The following is a 13241-nucleotide window of genomic DNA, read 5'->3' as shown; positions in this document are numbered from 1 at the left end:
GCTCCGAGCGGATCGTTTCAGGTGTCAACACCCTAGCAACGCGGAAATCGATGTGAATACCTATTACTACGTAGATGCGCCGCTTTTTTGCCCGGAAACGCCAGTTCTGCGGGCTCAAATCGGATGTCGGACGGCGCGCCGACACGGGTCGCCCGCAGGAATGGCATCCAATCTTTTTGATTTTCGGCCCCCATTTGCGTAACGATTCGCTCATGCGGTCCCTCCAGAACCTGATCCGACTCAGCTATGCGCAGAAACTGTCGCTGATCGCCGCGATCCCGCTGATCGTGGCCGTGGCCGCCATTGCGGCGATGGTGGCCTACGAGGCGCGCGCGACCGCCGACCGCGAGATCCAGGCGCTGGAAACCCGCCTGATCGCCGCGAAGAAGGACGAATTGCGCAATTACGTGACCCAGGCACGCAACGGGTTTGCCTACATCTATGGCCGGGCGGAGCCGAACGATCAGGAGGCCAAGGATCTCGTCACGCAGATCCTAGCGGCGATGATCTATGGCACCGACGGGTTCTTTTTCGTCTACGACTATGACGGAACCAACCTTGTCAGCCCGCGCCAGACCGAATTCATCAACCGGAACTGGGAAGGGCTGACCGACAGCAACGGCACACCCATCGTCGACGAATTCATCCGCCTTGCCCGGCAGGGGGCCGGGTGGCACAGTTTCATGTGGCAGAAACCCTCGACCGGGGAAGAGGCGATGATGATCGCCTATGTCGTGGGCCTGCAGGACTGGCAATGGGCGGTCGGGACCGGTGTCTTCATCGACGACATTCTGGCCACCGTGGCCAACGCCCGCGCCGAGGTCGAGGCGCGCGTGCGGCGCACCTTCTTCTACATAGGCGGCATCGTTCTTGCGGCGCTCCTGATCGTGTTCATGTCCGGAATGCTGCTGAACATCCGCGAGCGACGGCTGGCGGATGCCAAGCTCAAGGAACTGACCCAACGGGTGTTCGACGCGCAGGAGGAAGAGCGCGGGCGGGTGGCGCGCGAACTGCACGACGGCATCAGCCAGATCCTGGTCGGCGTGCGTTATGCATTGGACAATGCCCGCCGCCGTTTGGGCCGGGGCGACTATGACGGGGCGGGCGCGCCGCTGGACAAGGGCATCGAGAACCTCGGCTCGGCCATCACCGAGGTACGGCGCATCAGCCGCGACCTGCGGCCGGGCGTGCTGGACGATCTGGGCCTTGGCCCCGCGCTCAAGGCGTTGACCGACGATTTCCGCGAACGGACCGGCATCGAAACCGAGTTCACTACGGTCGTGTTCCGCAACCGGCTGGACCAGGACAGCAAGATCGCGCTCTATCGCATCGCGCAGGAGGCGCTGACGAATATCGAGCGCCATTCCGGCGCCACGCGGGTTTCGATCGACCTGCGCGGCCACAAGAAGGGGGCAACGATGCGGATCGCCGACAACGGGCGCGGATTGCGCTCGGGCTCCGGTCAGGTGAGCCAGGGCCTCGGCCTGCGCAACATGCAGGAACGGATCGAGCAGCTTGACGGCACCCTGCGCATTCTGTCATCACGCGGCGCGCAGAGCGGCACGGTGATCGAGGTCAGCCTGCCGCTCAGCCACCTGCTGTCGCCCGAGGAGGAGGCGACGCCCAAGAGAAAGGCCGGCTCATGACGTGCGATGCCATCCGCGTTCTGATCGTGGACGATCACCCGATGGTTGCCGAAGGCATCCAGTCCATCCTGGAAAGCTTCGAGGATATCGAGGTGGTCGGAACGCTCGGCAACGGCCAGGATGCGGTGGACCGGGCGATGGCCCTGCGGCCGGATGTGATCCTGATGGACCTCAACATGCCTGGCCTCGGCGGGCTCAGCGCGACCGAAATGATCCTGGAACGGCTGCCCGGAACGCGCATCCTTATCCTGTCCATGCATGACAGCCCGGAATACATTTCGACCGCGCTCAGCCATGGCGCCAAGGGGTATGTTCTCAAGGACGTGCCGACGGACGAGATCAAACTCGCCATCGACACGGTGATGCGGGACGAGCAGTATCTCTGCACCGGTGCGATCGGGTCGCTGGAACCGAAACAGGACGAGGGGCGCGAGGCGCTGACCGGGCGCGAACAGACGATCCTGCTGCAACTGGCACAGGGAAAGTCGAACAAGGAAGTGGCGATCGCGCTCGACATCTCGGTGCGCACGGTCGAGACCCACCGCAAGAACATCAAGCGCAAGCTCGGGATTTCCTCCACCGCCGGCCTCACCCGCTACGCCTTGGAACACGGGGTGCTGCAAGGGACTGGCGTCGGGTTCTGACCGCTCCGAAAGTATGTTTTTGCACACCACTTGAAACGGCCATTGCAGACACGATTTATGGCTCGCGTTCTGTTTGGCACCTCCATGACAATCCTGATGTTCTGCCTCGGTCTTGTGGCGCTGTTTTTGGGCGGAGACCTTTTGTTGCGCGGCGCCGTGGCCTCGGCGCGCGCCCTGCACCTGCGTGAATTCGTGATCGGCATGACGGTCGTCGGCTTCGGCACCTCCCTGCCCGAGCTTCTGGTCTCGGTCAAAGCCGCCTGGTCCGGCGTGCCCGCCATTGCGCTGGGCAACGTGATCGGCTCCAACGTCGCCAACATTCTGCTGATCCTCGGAGCGGCGGCGCTGATCCACCCGCTGGCCAGCCGCTTCTCCGAGACCCGCCGCGACCTTTTTGCCGTTCTGGCAGCGACGGGGGTGCTGTGGATCGCGCTGTCCGACGGCCATCTGGGCCGGATGGAAGGCGTGATCCTTGTCGCGCTTCTGGGCGCTTTTCTCTGGATGTGCCTGAGAGGTCATCCCGCACTACCGGCCACGGAACCTCGGGTCGCGCCCCAGCCGCTCTTGCGGACACTGATCCAGCTGGGCGCCGGGCTGGCCGGGCTGTTTCTGGGTGCCGATCTGTTGGTGGACAGTGCCACGATGATTGCCCGGGGCCTGGGACTCTCCGAGGCGGTGATCGGACTGACGATCGTCGCCGTGGGCACGTCATTGCCGGAACTCGCGACTTCGGTCATGGCGGCGCACCGGCGCAATGCATCGGTGGCGCTGGGCAACGTCATCGGCTCGAACCTGTTCAACATGCTGGGAATTCTGGGGGTCACGGCGGTGATTGCGCCAATGCCCGCCCAAGCCCGGTTCGTGCAGGTGGACCTGCCGGTGGCCCTGGCGGTCGCCGTGGGATTGACGGTCCTGCTCTGGGTGCGATCGAGCCTTGGCCGCGCGGCGGGGGCCGCGTTCCTGGCCTGTTACGCGGCTTACCTGGCGTTCGCAGGCGGGCTGTGATCTCAATCCAGCAGGGAGTCCGACCGCAGCCCCTCGCGCTCGTGATGGCGCGGCAAGACCCGGCCATAGAGCTGTCTGGTGCGCTCGACCCCACCGCACATGCCTTCGGTCTCGACGAACGAGAAGATCCCGACGTAGCGCTTCCTGGGACCGGCGACCGGGGCCACGCGGTGCAGCGAGTAGCGCCCCTTGAAGATCTGCAGATCACCGGGGCGCAGCTCGAGCCGGCGCACGGGGATGGGATTGCCATCCAGAACCGACGCCACCGCGTCGAAGTTCTCGTCCGTCGCGCTGCGCAGGTTGGGAACGTATTCGAACGCGCCACCGGACTCGCCATTCTGGATTGCCAGTGTGACGGTGAAATTGTTGGTGTCGAAATGCCAGGGAAACCCCTGCCCCTCCTCGACCACATTGATGATCACGTCCGCCAGAGGATCGTCGTAGCGAAAGAAACGGTCCTCGGGTTCGTTCAGGGCTTCGCGGATGAAGGGCATGAACCCTTCGTATTCATAGATGCTGCGCAGCGGGCCGGTTGCCGGGAAGTTGTCCGCCGGTACAAAGGCGTTCGACCGGTCGTAGAACCGGCGCACCGGATGCGACGGATCGAGCGATGGATCGTCCTTGCCGAAATAGGCGTTGGTCCGATTGTACGAGCGATGCGCCTTTGGCGCGACCGAGTCGGCCTCCGCCACCAGCAGCTCGACGCCCTGTTCGTGCACGAAACCGGGCAGAACCGCGCAGCCATCCTCGGCCAGTTCACGCCGCAGATCCCGGATCAGGCGCCGATAGGCCTGGGAATCCGGCCGGTCCAGCGGATACCGCCCCAAATCCACGAGGTCGTATAACATCATGCGCATCGCCCCCTGTCGCCTTATTGCGCGATCAGGGTGCCAGCGCGACTCGCCCGGTTCCGTCTTGTTTCGGACATTCGGTTGACGGTTTTGAACCATTCAGCCGGATTTCCCGCCGCCATCCCGGCCGCGTTTTTGCGGGAAATTCCTCTCATGCGGCAATCTGCGCAACAATATGTCGCAAAAACCGCCCGATCCGTTACGCTTTGGCCAGATTGGCGGTTGACGCCCCCTGCCCCCGCTCATAATGTCGCGCGCAAGCAAAAGGAGCCGCTGGCAGATGACCACGCTAGTCGTAATCGTAGGAACAAAGCGCATGGGCCGGTAACGGTAGACCATAATCGAACCCATGCGCCTCCGAAAGTTCGGGGGCTTTTTTTATGCGGACGCAGGACACTTGTCGCCAATGGAGCAAATCAGATGACACGTGAGATGACCGGAGCAAAGATGGTGGTTCAGGCCCTCAAGGATCAGGGCGTGGACACGGTATTCGGGTATCCGGGCGGCGCCGTCCTGCCGATCTATGACGAGATCTTTCTGCAGAACGATATCCGCCACATCCTGGTGCGTCACGAGCAGGGCGCGGTGCACGCCGCCGAAGGCTATGCCCGCTCTACCGGCAAGCCGGGCGTGGTTCTGGTAACGAGCGGTCCCGGCGCGACGAATGCGGTGACGGGGCTCACCGATGCATTGATGGACTCGATCCCGATCGTGGTTCTGACCGGTCAGGTTCCGACCTTCATGATCGGTTCGGATGCCTTTCAGGAGGCCGATACCGTGGGCATCACCCGCCCCTGCACCAAGCACAACTGGCTGGTCAAGGACACCGACCGGCTGGCCGACACGATTCACGAAGCCTTTCACGTCGCCACGGCCGGGCGTCCGGGCCCCGTTCTGATCGACATCCCCAAGGATGTTCAGTTCGCCAGCGGTGACTACAGCCCGCCGAAACCATCGACCTCGCATTATCAGCCGGCGGTCAAGGGCGATCTGGACGAAATCACCGAACTGGTGGCCGCAATGGAGGTCGCGAAGAGACCGGTCTTCTATACCGGCGGCGGCGTGATCAATTCGGGTACGGCGGCCAGCCAGCTCTTGCGCGAACTGGTCGACGCGACCGGGTTTCCCATCACATCGACACTGATGGGTCTGGGGGCCTACCCCGCCTCGGGGCCGAACTGGCTGGGAATGCTGGGGATGCACGGGCTCTACGAGGCCAACATGGCCATGCACGACTGTGACCTGATGATCAACATCGGCGCGCGTTTCGACGACCGGATCACGGGCCGCATCGACGCGTTCTCTCCCCATTCGAAAAAGGCGCATATCGATATCGACCCGTCTTCGATCAACAAGGTGATCCGGGTGGACATCCCCATCGTGGGTGACGTGGCCCATGTGCTCGAGGACGTTCTGAAAGTCTGGAAGGCCCGCGGCCGCAAGACGGATGCGGCCAATGTCAAGCAATGGCAGGCGCAGATCGCCGACTGGCGAAAGGTCAACTGCCTGGCCTTCACGAACAGCGAGACCGCCATCAAGCCGCAATATGCGCTGCAGCGGCTCGAGGCGCTGACCAGGGACCACGACCGCTATGTCTGCACCGAAGTGGGGCAGCACCAGATGTGGGCGGCGCAGTTCATGGGCTTCGAAGACCCGCATCGCTGGATGACCTCGGGCGGCCTTGGGACCATGGGCTATGGATTCCCGGCCTCGATCGGCGTGCAGATGGCGCATCCCGATGCGCTCGTCATCAATGTGGCCGGCGAGGCCTCGTGGCTGATGAACATGCAGGAAATGGGCACCGCAGTTCAATACCGCCTGCCGGTGAAACAGTTCATCCTCAACAATGAACGCCTGGGCATGGTGCGGCAATGGCAGGAGCTTTTGCACGGCGAACGGTATTCGCACAGCTGGTCCGAAGCGTTGCCCGATTTCGTCAAGCTGGCCGAGGCGTTCGGCGCCAAGGGAATTTGCGTGACCGATCCCAAGGATCTGGATGATGCGATCATGGAAATGATCGAATATGACGGTCCGGTGATCTTTGATTGCGTCGTCGAAAAACACGAAAACTGCTTCCCGATGATCCCGTCCGGCAAGGCGCACAACGAAATGCTTCTGGGTGAGGCGGAAACGCAGGGCGTGATCCAGGCCGGAGGCGCGGTGCTGGTCTAGGCCCGCACTCCGCCAAGTACGCCCCAACCAGGCAGGCAGAGACATGATCCAGTCGCAGATCGGCCCTTACGATAAGGACCAGATGGTTCGAAAGCGCCTGCAGGTGTTTTCAGGCCGGCGGTTCTGGCAGGTGGCCGTGCTGGTGCCGGCGCTGGTCTTGATCCTCTGCGCGCTTTTCATCCTCCGCAATTATCTTGAACTTTCACAGACCGGCGGAATCGCGGCAGAGAATGATTTCCGCGTCTTCTGGGCGGCGGCACGGCTGGCCGTGGACGGTCTGCCGCTCGACACGTTCGACGAAAGCCGGCTGAGGGCGGTCCACGGCGTCACGCATGAGGAAGGGATGCGCTGGCTGTATCCCCCCAGTTTCCTTGTCGTGCTCTGGCCACTCGGCACGATGGGGTATTTTCCCGCCTGGATCTTGTTTTCGGCGCTCTCGATCCTCGCGATAGTCCTGGCGGTCCGTCCCTTTACCGAAGGTCAGACACCGATATGGCTTGCTTTTGGCCTGGCGCCCGCCTATCTGCCGGCGCTTCTGGCCGGGCAGAACAGCTTGCTTTGGGCGGCCGGATTGCTGGCCGCCCTCCATGCGCATCGGTGCGGCCGGCCCGTCCTGGCCGGCTTCCTGATCGGCCTCCTCACGCTCAAGCCCCAGTTGGGCATCATGATTCCCTTTGCCCTGTTCGCCTGTGGCGCGTGGCGCACGATCATCGCCGCGACGATCACGACGATCGTTGTCGCCGGTGCCGGAACGCTGATCTACGGAGTCGAATACTGGTCCGCGCTGATCGGAAACATACAACTGCACTACGAGCTTCTTCGCCAATCCATCGAGTATTACGGCCTCATGGTGAGCGTCTACGCCGCCCTGATCGGGCTGGGGGTCGCGGAATCCGTCGCCATGCACATTCAGTGGGCACTGATCGGCGTCTCGGCCCTGGTCGTTGCCGTCGCGTGGTGGCATCCGAAGGTCGGCTTCGATCATCGGGCGGCGATCCTGATCCTGGCGATCATGCTGTCCAGCGCCTATTTCTGGTATTACGAGACCGCCTTTCTGGCGCCGGCGGCCCTGTTCATGCTGCGCGCAGGCGCGGTTCCCATGAACACGTGGGGCCTGCTTCTGATCGGCGCGATGTGGCTGGGCATCGGACCGGCCAACCTGTTTCCGGCACTCATGGACAATGGCCCTCTCAGGTTTTGGGTCGCCCCGCTTCTGACCGTCGCCTTTGCCGCCTGTCTCGTCTCCATCCTTCACCGCATCAGGGGCCGCGGCCCCGCCCCCGCCACCATCGAGGATCCACAATGAACGCGCTCAAGATCACCAAGGGTTCCACCCGTCATTCCGCCTACAACCTGCGCCCGACCTTTTCGGACGTTCAGGAACAGCACACCATCGCGGTTCTGGTCGAGAACGAGCCGGGCGTGCTGGCGCGGGTCATCGGGTTGTTTTCCGGCCGGGGCTACAACATTGACAGCCTGACCGTCGCCGAGGTGGACCATACCGGCCATCTCAGCCGGATCACCATCGTCACCACCGGCACGCCGCAGGTCATCGAACAGATCAAGGCGCAGCTGGGCCGCATCGTCTCGGTTCTGGACGTGCACGATCTGACCGTCGAGGGCGCCTCGGTCGAGCGCGAACTGGCCATGCTCAAGGTCGTGGGCGAAGGCGACAAGCGGGTCGAGGCGCTGCGCCTGGCGGACATCTTTCGCGCGAACGTCGTCGACAGTACGCTGAATTCCTTCATCTTCGAGATCACCGGCGCGCCGGACAAGATCGACGCCTTCGCCGACCTGATGCGCCCTCTGGGCCTGGTCGAGATTGCCCGGACGGGCGTTGCCGCGCTTCTGCGCGGCGATTGACCGCGCGGCGTCCGGCAAACAGGCAAAAATGTCGTTGTGCGACGGATCGGAGTCGCGAAAACCGAAGCAAAACGGCTCCGGTTGTGAAGAGTCGTCTCAGTTTCAAGAGCTTGCGAAGAGACCCGCCATGACCACCCTTGCCGATGTCCGTCAGCCGATCGACCGCGCCCGCGGTCTGCCCAACGAACATTACACCGATCCCGGTCTTCATGCCGAAGAGTCGCGCGCGCTTCTGCTTGACGGCTGGGCCGGGCTGGCCGTCACCGCCGACGTTCCCGAACCCGGCGATGCCGTCCCGATGGAGTTTCTCGGCATCCCGCTGTTGTTGCTGCGCGACCGTCAGGGCCAGGTGCGGGTATTCCAGAACATCTGCCGTCACCGCGGAATGATCCTGGTCGAGGAACCGCGCAAGATCGAAGGCGCGATCCGCTGCCCCTATCACAGCTGGTGCTATTCGACCGAGGGCCGGCTGGTGTCCACCCCCCATGTGGGCGGCCCCGGCCAGAACACCCATTCCGGCATCGAGAAGTCCGAACTGGGCCTGATCGAAGTGCGCAGCCATATCTGGCGCGAGATCGTGTGGATCAACCTGTCCGGAACGGCACCCGACTTCGAAACCGCCAATGCCACGTTGATGGCGCGCTGGTCCGAATTCGACGCGCCGCTGCATCATGGCGGAGCGGACAGCAGGTTTCGGCTGGACGTGGACTGCAACTGGAAACTCGCGGTCGAGAACTATTGCGAAAGCTATCACCTGCCCTGGGTGCATCCGGGCCTGAACAGCTATTCCCGGTTGGAGGACCACTATCATATCGAAGAACCGGGGCAGTTTTCCGGCCAGGGCACGCTGGTCTATCGCCAGTTGACCGGCGAAAACGGCAATGTCTTTCCCGATTTCGAGGGACTCAGCCCAAAATGGAACACCGCCGCCGAATACATCGCGGTGTTCCCGAATGTCCTGCTGGGCGTACATCGGGACCACGCCTTCGCGATCCTTCTGATCCCCGAGGCCCAGGACCGGACCTCGGAACACATTCACCTGTTCTATGCGGTGCCCCAGGCCGACGCGGAGCTGCGCGCGCGCAACACCGCGCAGTGGAAAGAGGTGTTCGAGGAGGACGTGTTCGTGGTCGAAGGGATGCAGCGCGGGCGCGCGGCCCCCGGCTTCGACGGCGGCCGTTTCTCGCCCGCGATGGATGGGCCGACCCATGTGTTCCATGACTGGGTCGCAGGCCGTCTGCAGGCACACCGCACCAAGCTGGCGGCGGAATGAGCGATCTGGATGCCCGGCTGCTGGCCGCGCATGCGGCCGGCGACCGCGCGGCTCTGGTCGATCTCTACGAAGAGGCCGCCGACACCGCCGCAACGGACACGGCATCTGGGTTCTACCTGACCCACGCCTATGTCTTCGCACTCGAAGCCGGCCTGCCCAAAGCCGCCCGTTTGCGCGCCCGCCTCGTGGACATGGGGCGCGAGATGCCGGAATAGCGGACGCTCCCGCCCTTCGTCGACGCCCGCCGGGCATCTCCTCAGGTTGGGCCCGGCACCGCGCGGGCCTGGCTCGCGCGGTGCGGTCGCGTCAGGCGGTTTCGGCGCTGTCGGACCCGGCGACCGCCGCGTCCTCCGTCGCGATCTGACGATACAGGTGCCAGCTGGCATGGCCAAGCCAGGGCAGGACGACCAGCAAGCCGAGAAACCAGGGCAGAAGCGACAGAAAGGTCAGACAGGCGAGGAAGAAGGCCCAGACCAGCATCACCTTTGCATTGGTGGTAACATAGGCGAAGCTCGTGATCATCGCCGTGACGAAATCCAGTTCGCGATCCAGCAGCATCGGGATCGACAATACGGTGATCGCGTAGAGCAGCAGCGCGAACAGCGCCCCGACGACGGTACCGACGGCCAGCATGGTCAGCCCGTTCAGCGTCAGAAACACCTCGAACGAAGTCGATATGTTGGTCATCGTGCTCAGGCCCATGAACAGGGCAAAGATCATGTGACCGATGAAGAACCAGAACAGGAACACCACGACGATGATCGCGCAGATCGACGGCAGTTGCCGGCGGCTCTGCTGGACCACGACGCCGAAGATCGCACCGAACTCCAGCGGCTCGTCACGGTCCAGGCGATGCGAAACCTCGTACATCCCCACAGCGGCAAAAGGTCCGATCAGGGGAAAGCCGATGGTCGCCAGCACCAACCAGTATGAAGTGCCGGTGCGAAGGGTGATCCAGGCCATCGCCCAGCCGGCCAGAACATAGAAGCCCGCAAACAGCAGGCCATAGACCGGCGCCCTCATGAAATCCCGCCACCCCCGACCCAGCGCCGTGCTCAGCATCTCGAACCTGGCGGGGATCAGGCGCGGCACGCCGAACGGTTTTTCCATGTGCTCCTCCCTAGCAGATGCAGTCCCTACATGGCCGGCCGTTCCTGCGGCCATCGCGTCGCCACGTGATAGGCGGCGCCGAGTTTCAACAGCCCGGCATCGCTGCCTCGCGGGCCGAAGATCTGGATGCCCATCGGCAGGCCCGCCGCCCCGAATCCGGCCGGCACGGCAAGACAGGGCAGTCCCAGCAGGCTGACCGGGACGACCACCTGCATCCAGCGATGATAGGTGTCCATCGCCTGTCCGGCGATCTCGGTCGGATAGGGTGCGGTCAGGTCGAAGGGCCAGACCTGGGCCGTTGGCAGAACCAGCGCGTCATAGTGCTCGAACAAGGCCGCGGCGCGCCGGAACCAGTCGGACCGGATTTCGCTGGCGCGGTGCACCTCCATCGCGCTCAGGGCAAGACCGCGATCCAGTTCCCACCGGGCGCTGTCCTTCAAGTCTGACCGATGCGATTCAAGCGGAGCCAGGCCAGCCGCCACGCTCCACGACCGGAGCGTGATCCAGCTGTCCCAGATCCGCTCGGCGTCGAAGGGCGGCGCGACCGGTTCCACCGAACACCCAAGCGACCGCAGAACGCCAAGTGCGGTCTCGCAGAGATCGAGTATTCCTTGCTCGAATGGCAGAGCACCCTCCCAGTCCGCCAGCCATCCGATCCGCAGGCCGCGCGCGTCGGCGGGCCGGACGGGTGAGACCGACGCAACTGGCATGGCGTGCGGCTGACGCGGATCGGGGCCCGAGATCACGTCGAGCAGAAGCCCCAAATCCTCGGGGCTGCGGGCCATCGGACCCAGAGTGGACAATTGATGCAGAAACGTGTCGCCCACGGGCTCGGAAGGCACCCTGCCCCAGCTTGGCCGGAATCCATAGACGTTGTTCCACGCCGCCGGGTTGCGCAAGCTGCCCATCATGTCGGACCCGTCCGCAAGCGCCACCATTCCCGTGGCCAGCGCCACCGCAGCGCCGCCCGACGAGCCCCCGCAGGAGCGGGACGGATCATAGGGATTGCCGGTCGCGCCATAGACCGGGTTGAACGTGTGCGAGCCCAGACCGAACTCGGGCACGTTGGTCTTGCCGATCAGAATCGCCCCCGCGTTCCGCATCCGCGCGGCGATCAGATCGTCCGCTTCCGGCACGAAACCCTTGAAGATCGGCGAACCCTGCGTCGATGCGATCCCGGCCACGTTGACCAGATCCTTGACCGCGACCGGCAGCCCGTGCAGCGCGCCGCGCCGAGGCCCTGTGTCCAGCGCCCGCGCCTCGGCCATCAGGTCGTCCGGATCCCGAAGCGCGACGATGGCATTGACCGAGCCGTTGACCCGATCGATCCGGTCGAGGGTGGCCTGCATCAGTTCGGCGGCCGAAAGATGGCCGGCGTCAAGAGCCGACAAAAGCTCGGTCGCTGAGGATCGGATCGGGTCCATGGGGTTCAACTTGTGATGTTCGAACCCACCCTAGACCCGGTCCGACCCCATTTAAACCCACCGTTTCAATATATCTTTTGGCGATCAGCCTTCCGCCTTGGCCTCGGACCGGCTCTTGCCGGCCACATTGAGCGCGAGGGTCGCGGCCATGAAGGCGTCCAGATCCCCGTCCAGCACGCCCTTGGTGTCCGACGTTTCGTAATTCGTGCGCAGATCCTTGACCATCTGATAGGGCTGCAACACGTAGGAGCGGATCTGGTTGCCCCAGCCCGCATCGCCTTTGGCCTCGTGCGCCGCGTTGATCTCGGCGTTGCGGCGGTCCAGTTCCATCTGGTAGAGGCGCGACTTCAAGGCCTTCATCGCGATGTCGCGGTTCTGGTGCTGCGACTTTTCGGACGAGGTGACGACGATTCCGGTCGGGACATGCGTGATCCGCACCGCCGAGTCCGTGGTGTTGACATGCTGCCCCCCGGCACCGGACGAACGGTAGGTGTCGACGCGGATGTCGGCCGGATTCACCTCGATCTCGATATTGTCGTCCACGACAGGATAGACCCAGACCGAACAGAACGACGTGTGCCGCTTGGCCGCGGCGTCGAAGGGGGAAATCCGCACCAGCCGATGCACCCCGCTTTCCGATTTCAGCCAGCCATAGGCGTTGTGGCCGGAAATCTTGTAGGCCGCCGACTTGATGCCGGCCTCGTCGCCCGGGGTTTCGGACTGCAGCTCGACCGTGTACCCCTTCTTTTCGGCCCAGCGGACATACATCCGGGCAAGCATGGCCGCCCAGTCGCAGCTTTCCGTGCCTCCGGCGCCGGCGTTGATCTCAAGGAAGGTGTCGTTGGAGTCGGCCTCCCCGTCCAGGAGCGCCTCAAGCTCTTTCTTGGCCGCCTTCGCCTTCAGCGCCTTCAGGGCGTTTTCTGCATCCCGGACGACCTCTTCGTCCTCTTCCATCTCGCCCAGTTCAATCAGTTCGACATTGTCGTTGAGATCGGTCCTGATCGACTCATAGGTCTCGATCGCATCGACCAGGATCTGACGGTCGCGCATCAGTTTCTGGGCGGTCTCGGGGTTGTCCCAGAGATTGGGATCCTCGACCCGCGCGTTGAATTCCTCAAGCCGGTGCGGCGCGGTCTCGTAATCCATGCGCTGGGCCAGCAGGTCCAACGACTTGCGGATATCCGCCACGATATTCTGGGTCTCGGCACGCATTGTGTGTCCTGCAACTTCGCGTCAACTGAGCGGTTCTGATA

12 protein-coding genes are annotated in these 13241 nt (G+C 63.6%); 8 read left to right on the top strand and 4 right to left on the bottom strand.

The window, feature by feature from the left end:
- The first annotated feature begins 212 nt into the window (after positions 1-212).
- From AC2FNJ_RS01080 to AC2FNJ_RS01070, 3 genes are read left to right on the top strand one after another with little or no spacing between them, the layout of a single operon-like run.
- Positions 213-1646, top strand: a complete 1434-nt coding sequence (locus tag AC2FNJ_RS01080; RefSeq protein ID WP_496761730.1) for a cache domain-containing protein — start codon at positions 213-215, stop codon at positions 1644-1646.
- Complete coding sequence (locus AC2FNJ_RS01075) at positions 1643-2290, top strand: response regulator transcription factor (protein ID WP_496761729.1); 648 nt, start codon at positions 1643-1645, stop codon at positions 2288-2290. Before AC2FNJ_RS01080 ends, AC2FNJ_RS01075 begins: the two co-directional genes overlap by 4 nt.
- A 57-nt stretch (positions 2291-2347) precedes the next feature.
- The gene (locus tag AC2FNJ_RS01070; RefSeq protein ID WP_496761728.1) at positions 2348-3295 is read left to right on the top strand and encodes a calcium/sodium antiporter; all 948 of its coding nucleotides are present in this window, start codon (positions 2348-2350) and stop codon (positions 3293-3295) included.
- A gap of 2 nt (positions 3296-3297) precedes the next feature.
- Here AC2FNJ_RS01070 and AC2FNJ_RS01065 read toward each other — a convergent pair whose 3' ends face one another.
- Complete coding sequence (locus tag AC2FNJ_RS01065) at positions 3298-4143, bottom strand: HalD/BesD family halogenase (RefSeq protein WP_496761869.1); 846 nt, start codon at positions 4141-4143, stop codon at positions 3298-3300.
- 423 nt (positions 4144-4566) lie between these two features.
- Here AC2FNJ_RS01065 and AC2FNJ_RS01060 point away from each other — a divergent pair, with 423 nt between their 5' ends.
- The 5 genes from AC2FNJ_RS01060 (at position 4567) to AC2FNJ_RS01040 (ending at position 9669) form a co-directional block, all read left to right on the top strand.
- The gene (locus tag AC2FNJ_RS01060; protein ID WP_496761727.1) at positions 4567-6318 is read left to right on the top strand and encodes an acetolactate synthase 3 large subunit; all 1752 of its coding nucleotides are present in this window, start codon (positions 4567-4569) and stop codon (positions 6316-6318) included.
- Positions 6319-6361: 43 nt separating this feature from the next.
- Positions 6362-7624, top strand: a complete 1263-nt coding sequence (locus AC2FNJ_RS01055; RefSeq protein ID WP_496761726.1) for a glycosyltransferase family 87 protein — start codon at positions 6362-6364, stop codon at positions 7622-7624.
- The gene (gene ilvN / locus AC2FNJ_RS01050; RefSeq protein WP_496761725.1) at positions 7621-8181 is read left to right on the top strand and encodes an acetolactate synthase small subunit; all 561 of its coding nucleotides are present in this window, start codon (positions 7621-7623) and stop codon (positions 8179-8181) included. The genes AC2FNJ_RS01055 and ilvN overlap by 4 nt, the downstream gene beginning before the upstream one ends.
- Positions 8182-8308: 127 nt before the next feature.
- Positions 8309-9454, top strand: a complete 1146-nt coding sequence (locus AC2FNJ_RS01045) for an aromatic ring-hydroxylating oxygenase subunit alpha (protein ID WP_496761724.1) — start codon at positions 8309-8311, stop codon at positions 9452-9454.
- Positions 9451-9669 carry a hypothetical protein gene (locus AC2FNJ_RS01040; protein WP_496761723.1) on the top strand — a complete coding sequence of 73 codons (219 nt, stop codon included), beginning with the start codon at positions 9451-9453 and terminating at the stop codon, positions 9667-9669. The genes AC2FNJ_RS01045 and AC2FNJ_RS01040 overlap by 4 nt, the downstream gene beginning before the upstream one ends.
- Before the next feature lie 91 nt (positions 9670-9760).
- On the opposite strand, the gene AC2FNJ_RS01035 is transcribed toward AC2FNJ_RS01040, so the two are convergent.
- The 3 genes from AC2FNJ_RS01035 to prfB all read right to left on the bottom strand — a co-directional run bounded on the left by AC2FNJ_RS01035 (position 9761) and on the right by prfB (position 13200).
- Positions 9761-10564 (bottom strand): DUF2189 domain-containing protein, encoded by an 804-nt coding sequence (locus AC2FNJ_RS01035; protein ID WP_496761722.1) that lies wholly within the window; start codon positions 10562-10564, stop codon positions 9761-9763.
- 26 nt (positions 10565-10590) lie between these two features.
- On the bottom strand, positions 10591-11988 hold the full coding sequence (locus AC2FNJ_RS01030; protein WP_496761721.1) for an amidase: 1398 nt from the start codon (positions 11986-11988) through the stop codon (positions 10591-10593).
- 84 nt (positions 11989-12072) lie between these two features.
- Positions 12073-13200: a peptide chain release factor 2 gene (gene prfB / locus AC2FNJ_RS01025; RefSeq protein ID WP_496761720.1), complete on the bottom strand. Its 1128-nt coding sequence runs from the start codon at positions 13198-13200 to the stop codon at positions 12073-12075.
- Positions 13201-13241 lie beyond the last annotated feature (41 nt).

The organism is Ruegeria sp. BHSB196 (assembly GCF_059613135.1).
Note: the sequence above shows the minus strand (reverse complement) of the source record. Positions and strands in the feature narration are given on the sequence as shown.

Coding starts and splice junctions, on each gene's coding strand:
- AC2FNJ_RS01080 (WP_496761730.1), top strand. CDS start 213: ATGCGGTCCCTCCAGAACCTGATCCGACTCAGCTATGCGCAGAAACTG.
- AC2FNJ_RS01075 (WP_496761729.1), top strand. CDS start 1,643: ATGACGTGCGATGCCATCCGCGTTCTGATCGTGGACGATCACCCGATG.
- AC2FNJ_RS01070 (WP_496761728.1), top strand. CDS start 2,348: ATGGCTCGCGTTCTGTTTGGCACCTCCATGACAATCCTGATGTTCTGC.
- AC2FNJ_RS01065 (WP_496761869.1), bottom strand. CDS start 4,143: ATGTTATACGACCTCGTGGATTTGGGGCGGTATCCGCTGGACCGGCCG.
- AC2FNJ_RS01060 (WP_496761727.1), top strand. CDS start 4,567: ATGACACGTGAGATGACCGGAGCAAAGATGGTGGTTCAGGCCCTCAAG.
- AC2FNJ_RS01055 (WP_496761726.1), top strand. CDS start 6,362: ATGATCCAGTCGCAGATCGGCCCTTACGATAAGGACCAGATGGTTCGA.
- ilvN (WP_496761725.1), top strand. CDS start 7,621: ATGAACGCGCTCAAGATCACCAAGGGTTCCACCCGTCATTCCGCCTAC.
- AC2FNJ_RS01045 (WP_496761724.1), top strand. CDS start 8,309: ATGACCACCCTTGCCGATGTCCGTCAGCCGATCGACCGCGCCCGCGGT.
- AC2FNJ_RS01040 (WP_496761723.1), top strand. CDS start 9,451: ATGAGCGATCTGGATGCCCGGCTGCTGGCCGCGCATGCGGCCGGCGAC.
- AC2FNJ_RS01035 (WP_496761722.1), bottom strand. CDS start 10,564: ATGGAAAAACCGTTCGGCGTGCCGCGCCTGATCCCCGCCAGGTTCGAG.
- AC2FNJ_RS01030 (WP_496761721.1), bottom strand. CDS start 11,988: ATGGACCCGATCCGATCCTCAGCGACCGAGCTTTTGTCGGCTCTTGAC.
- prfB (WP_496761720.1), bottom strand. CDS start 13,200: ATGCGTGCCGAGACCCAGAATATCGTGGCGGATATCCGCAAGTCGTTG.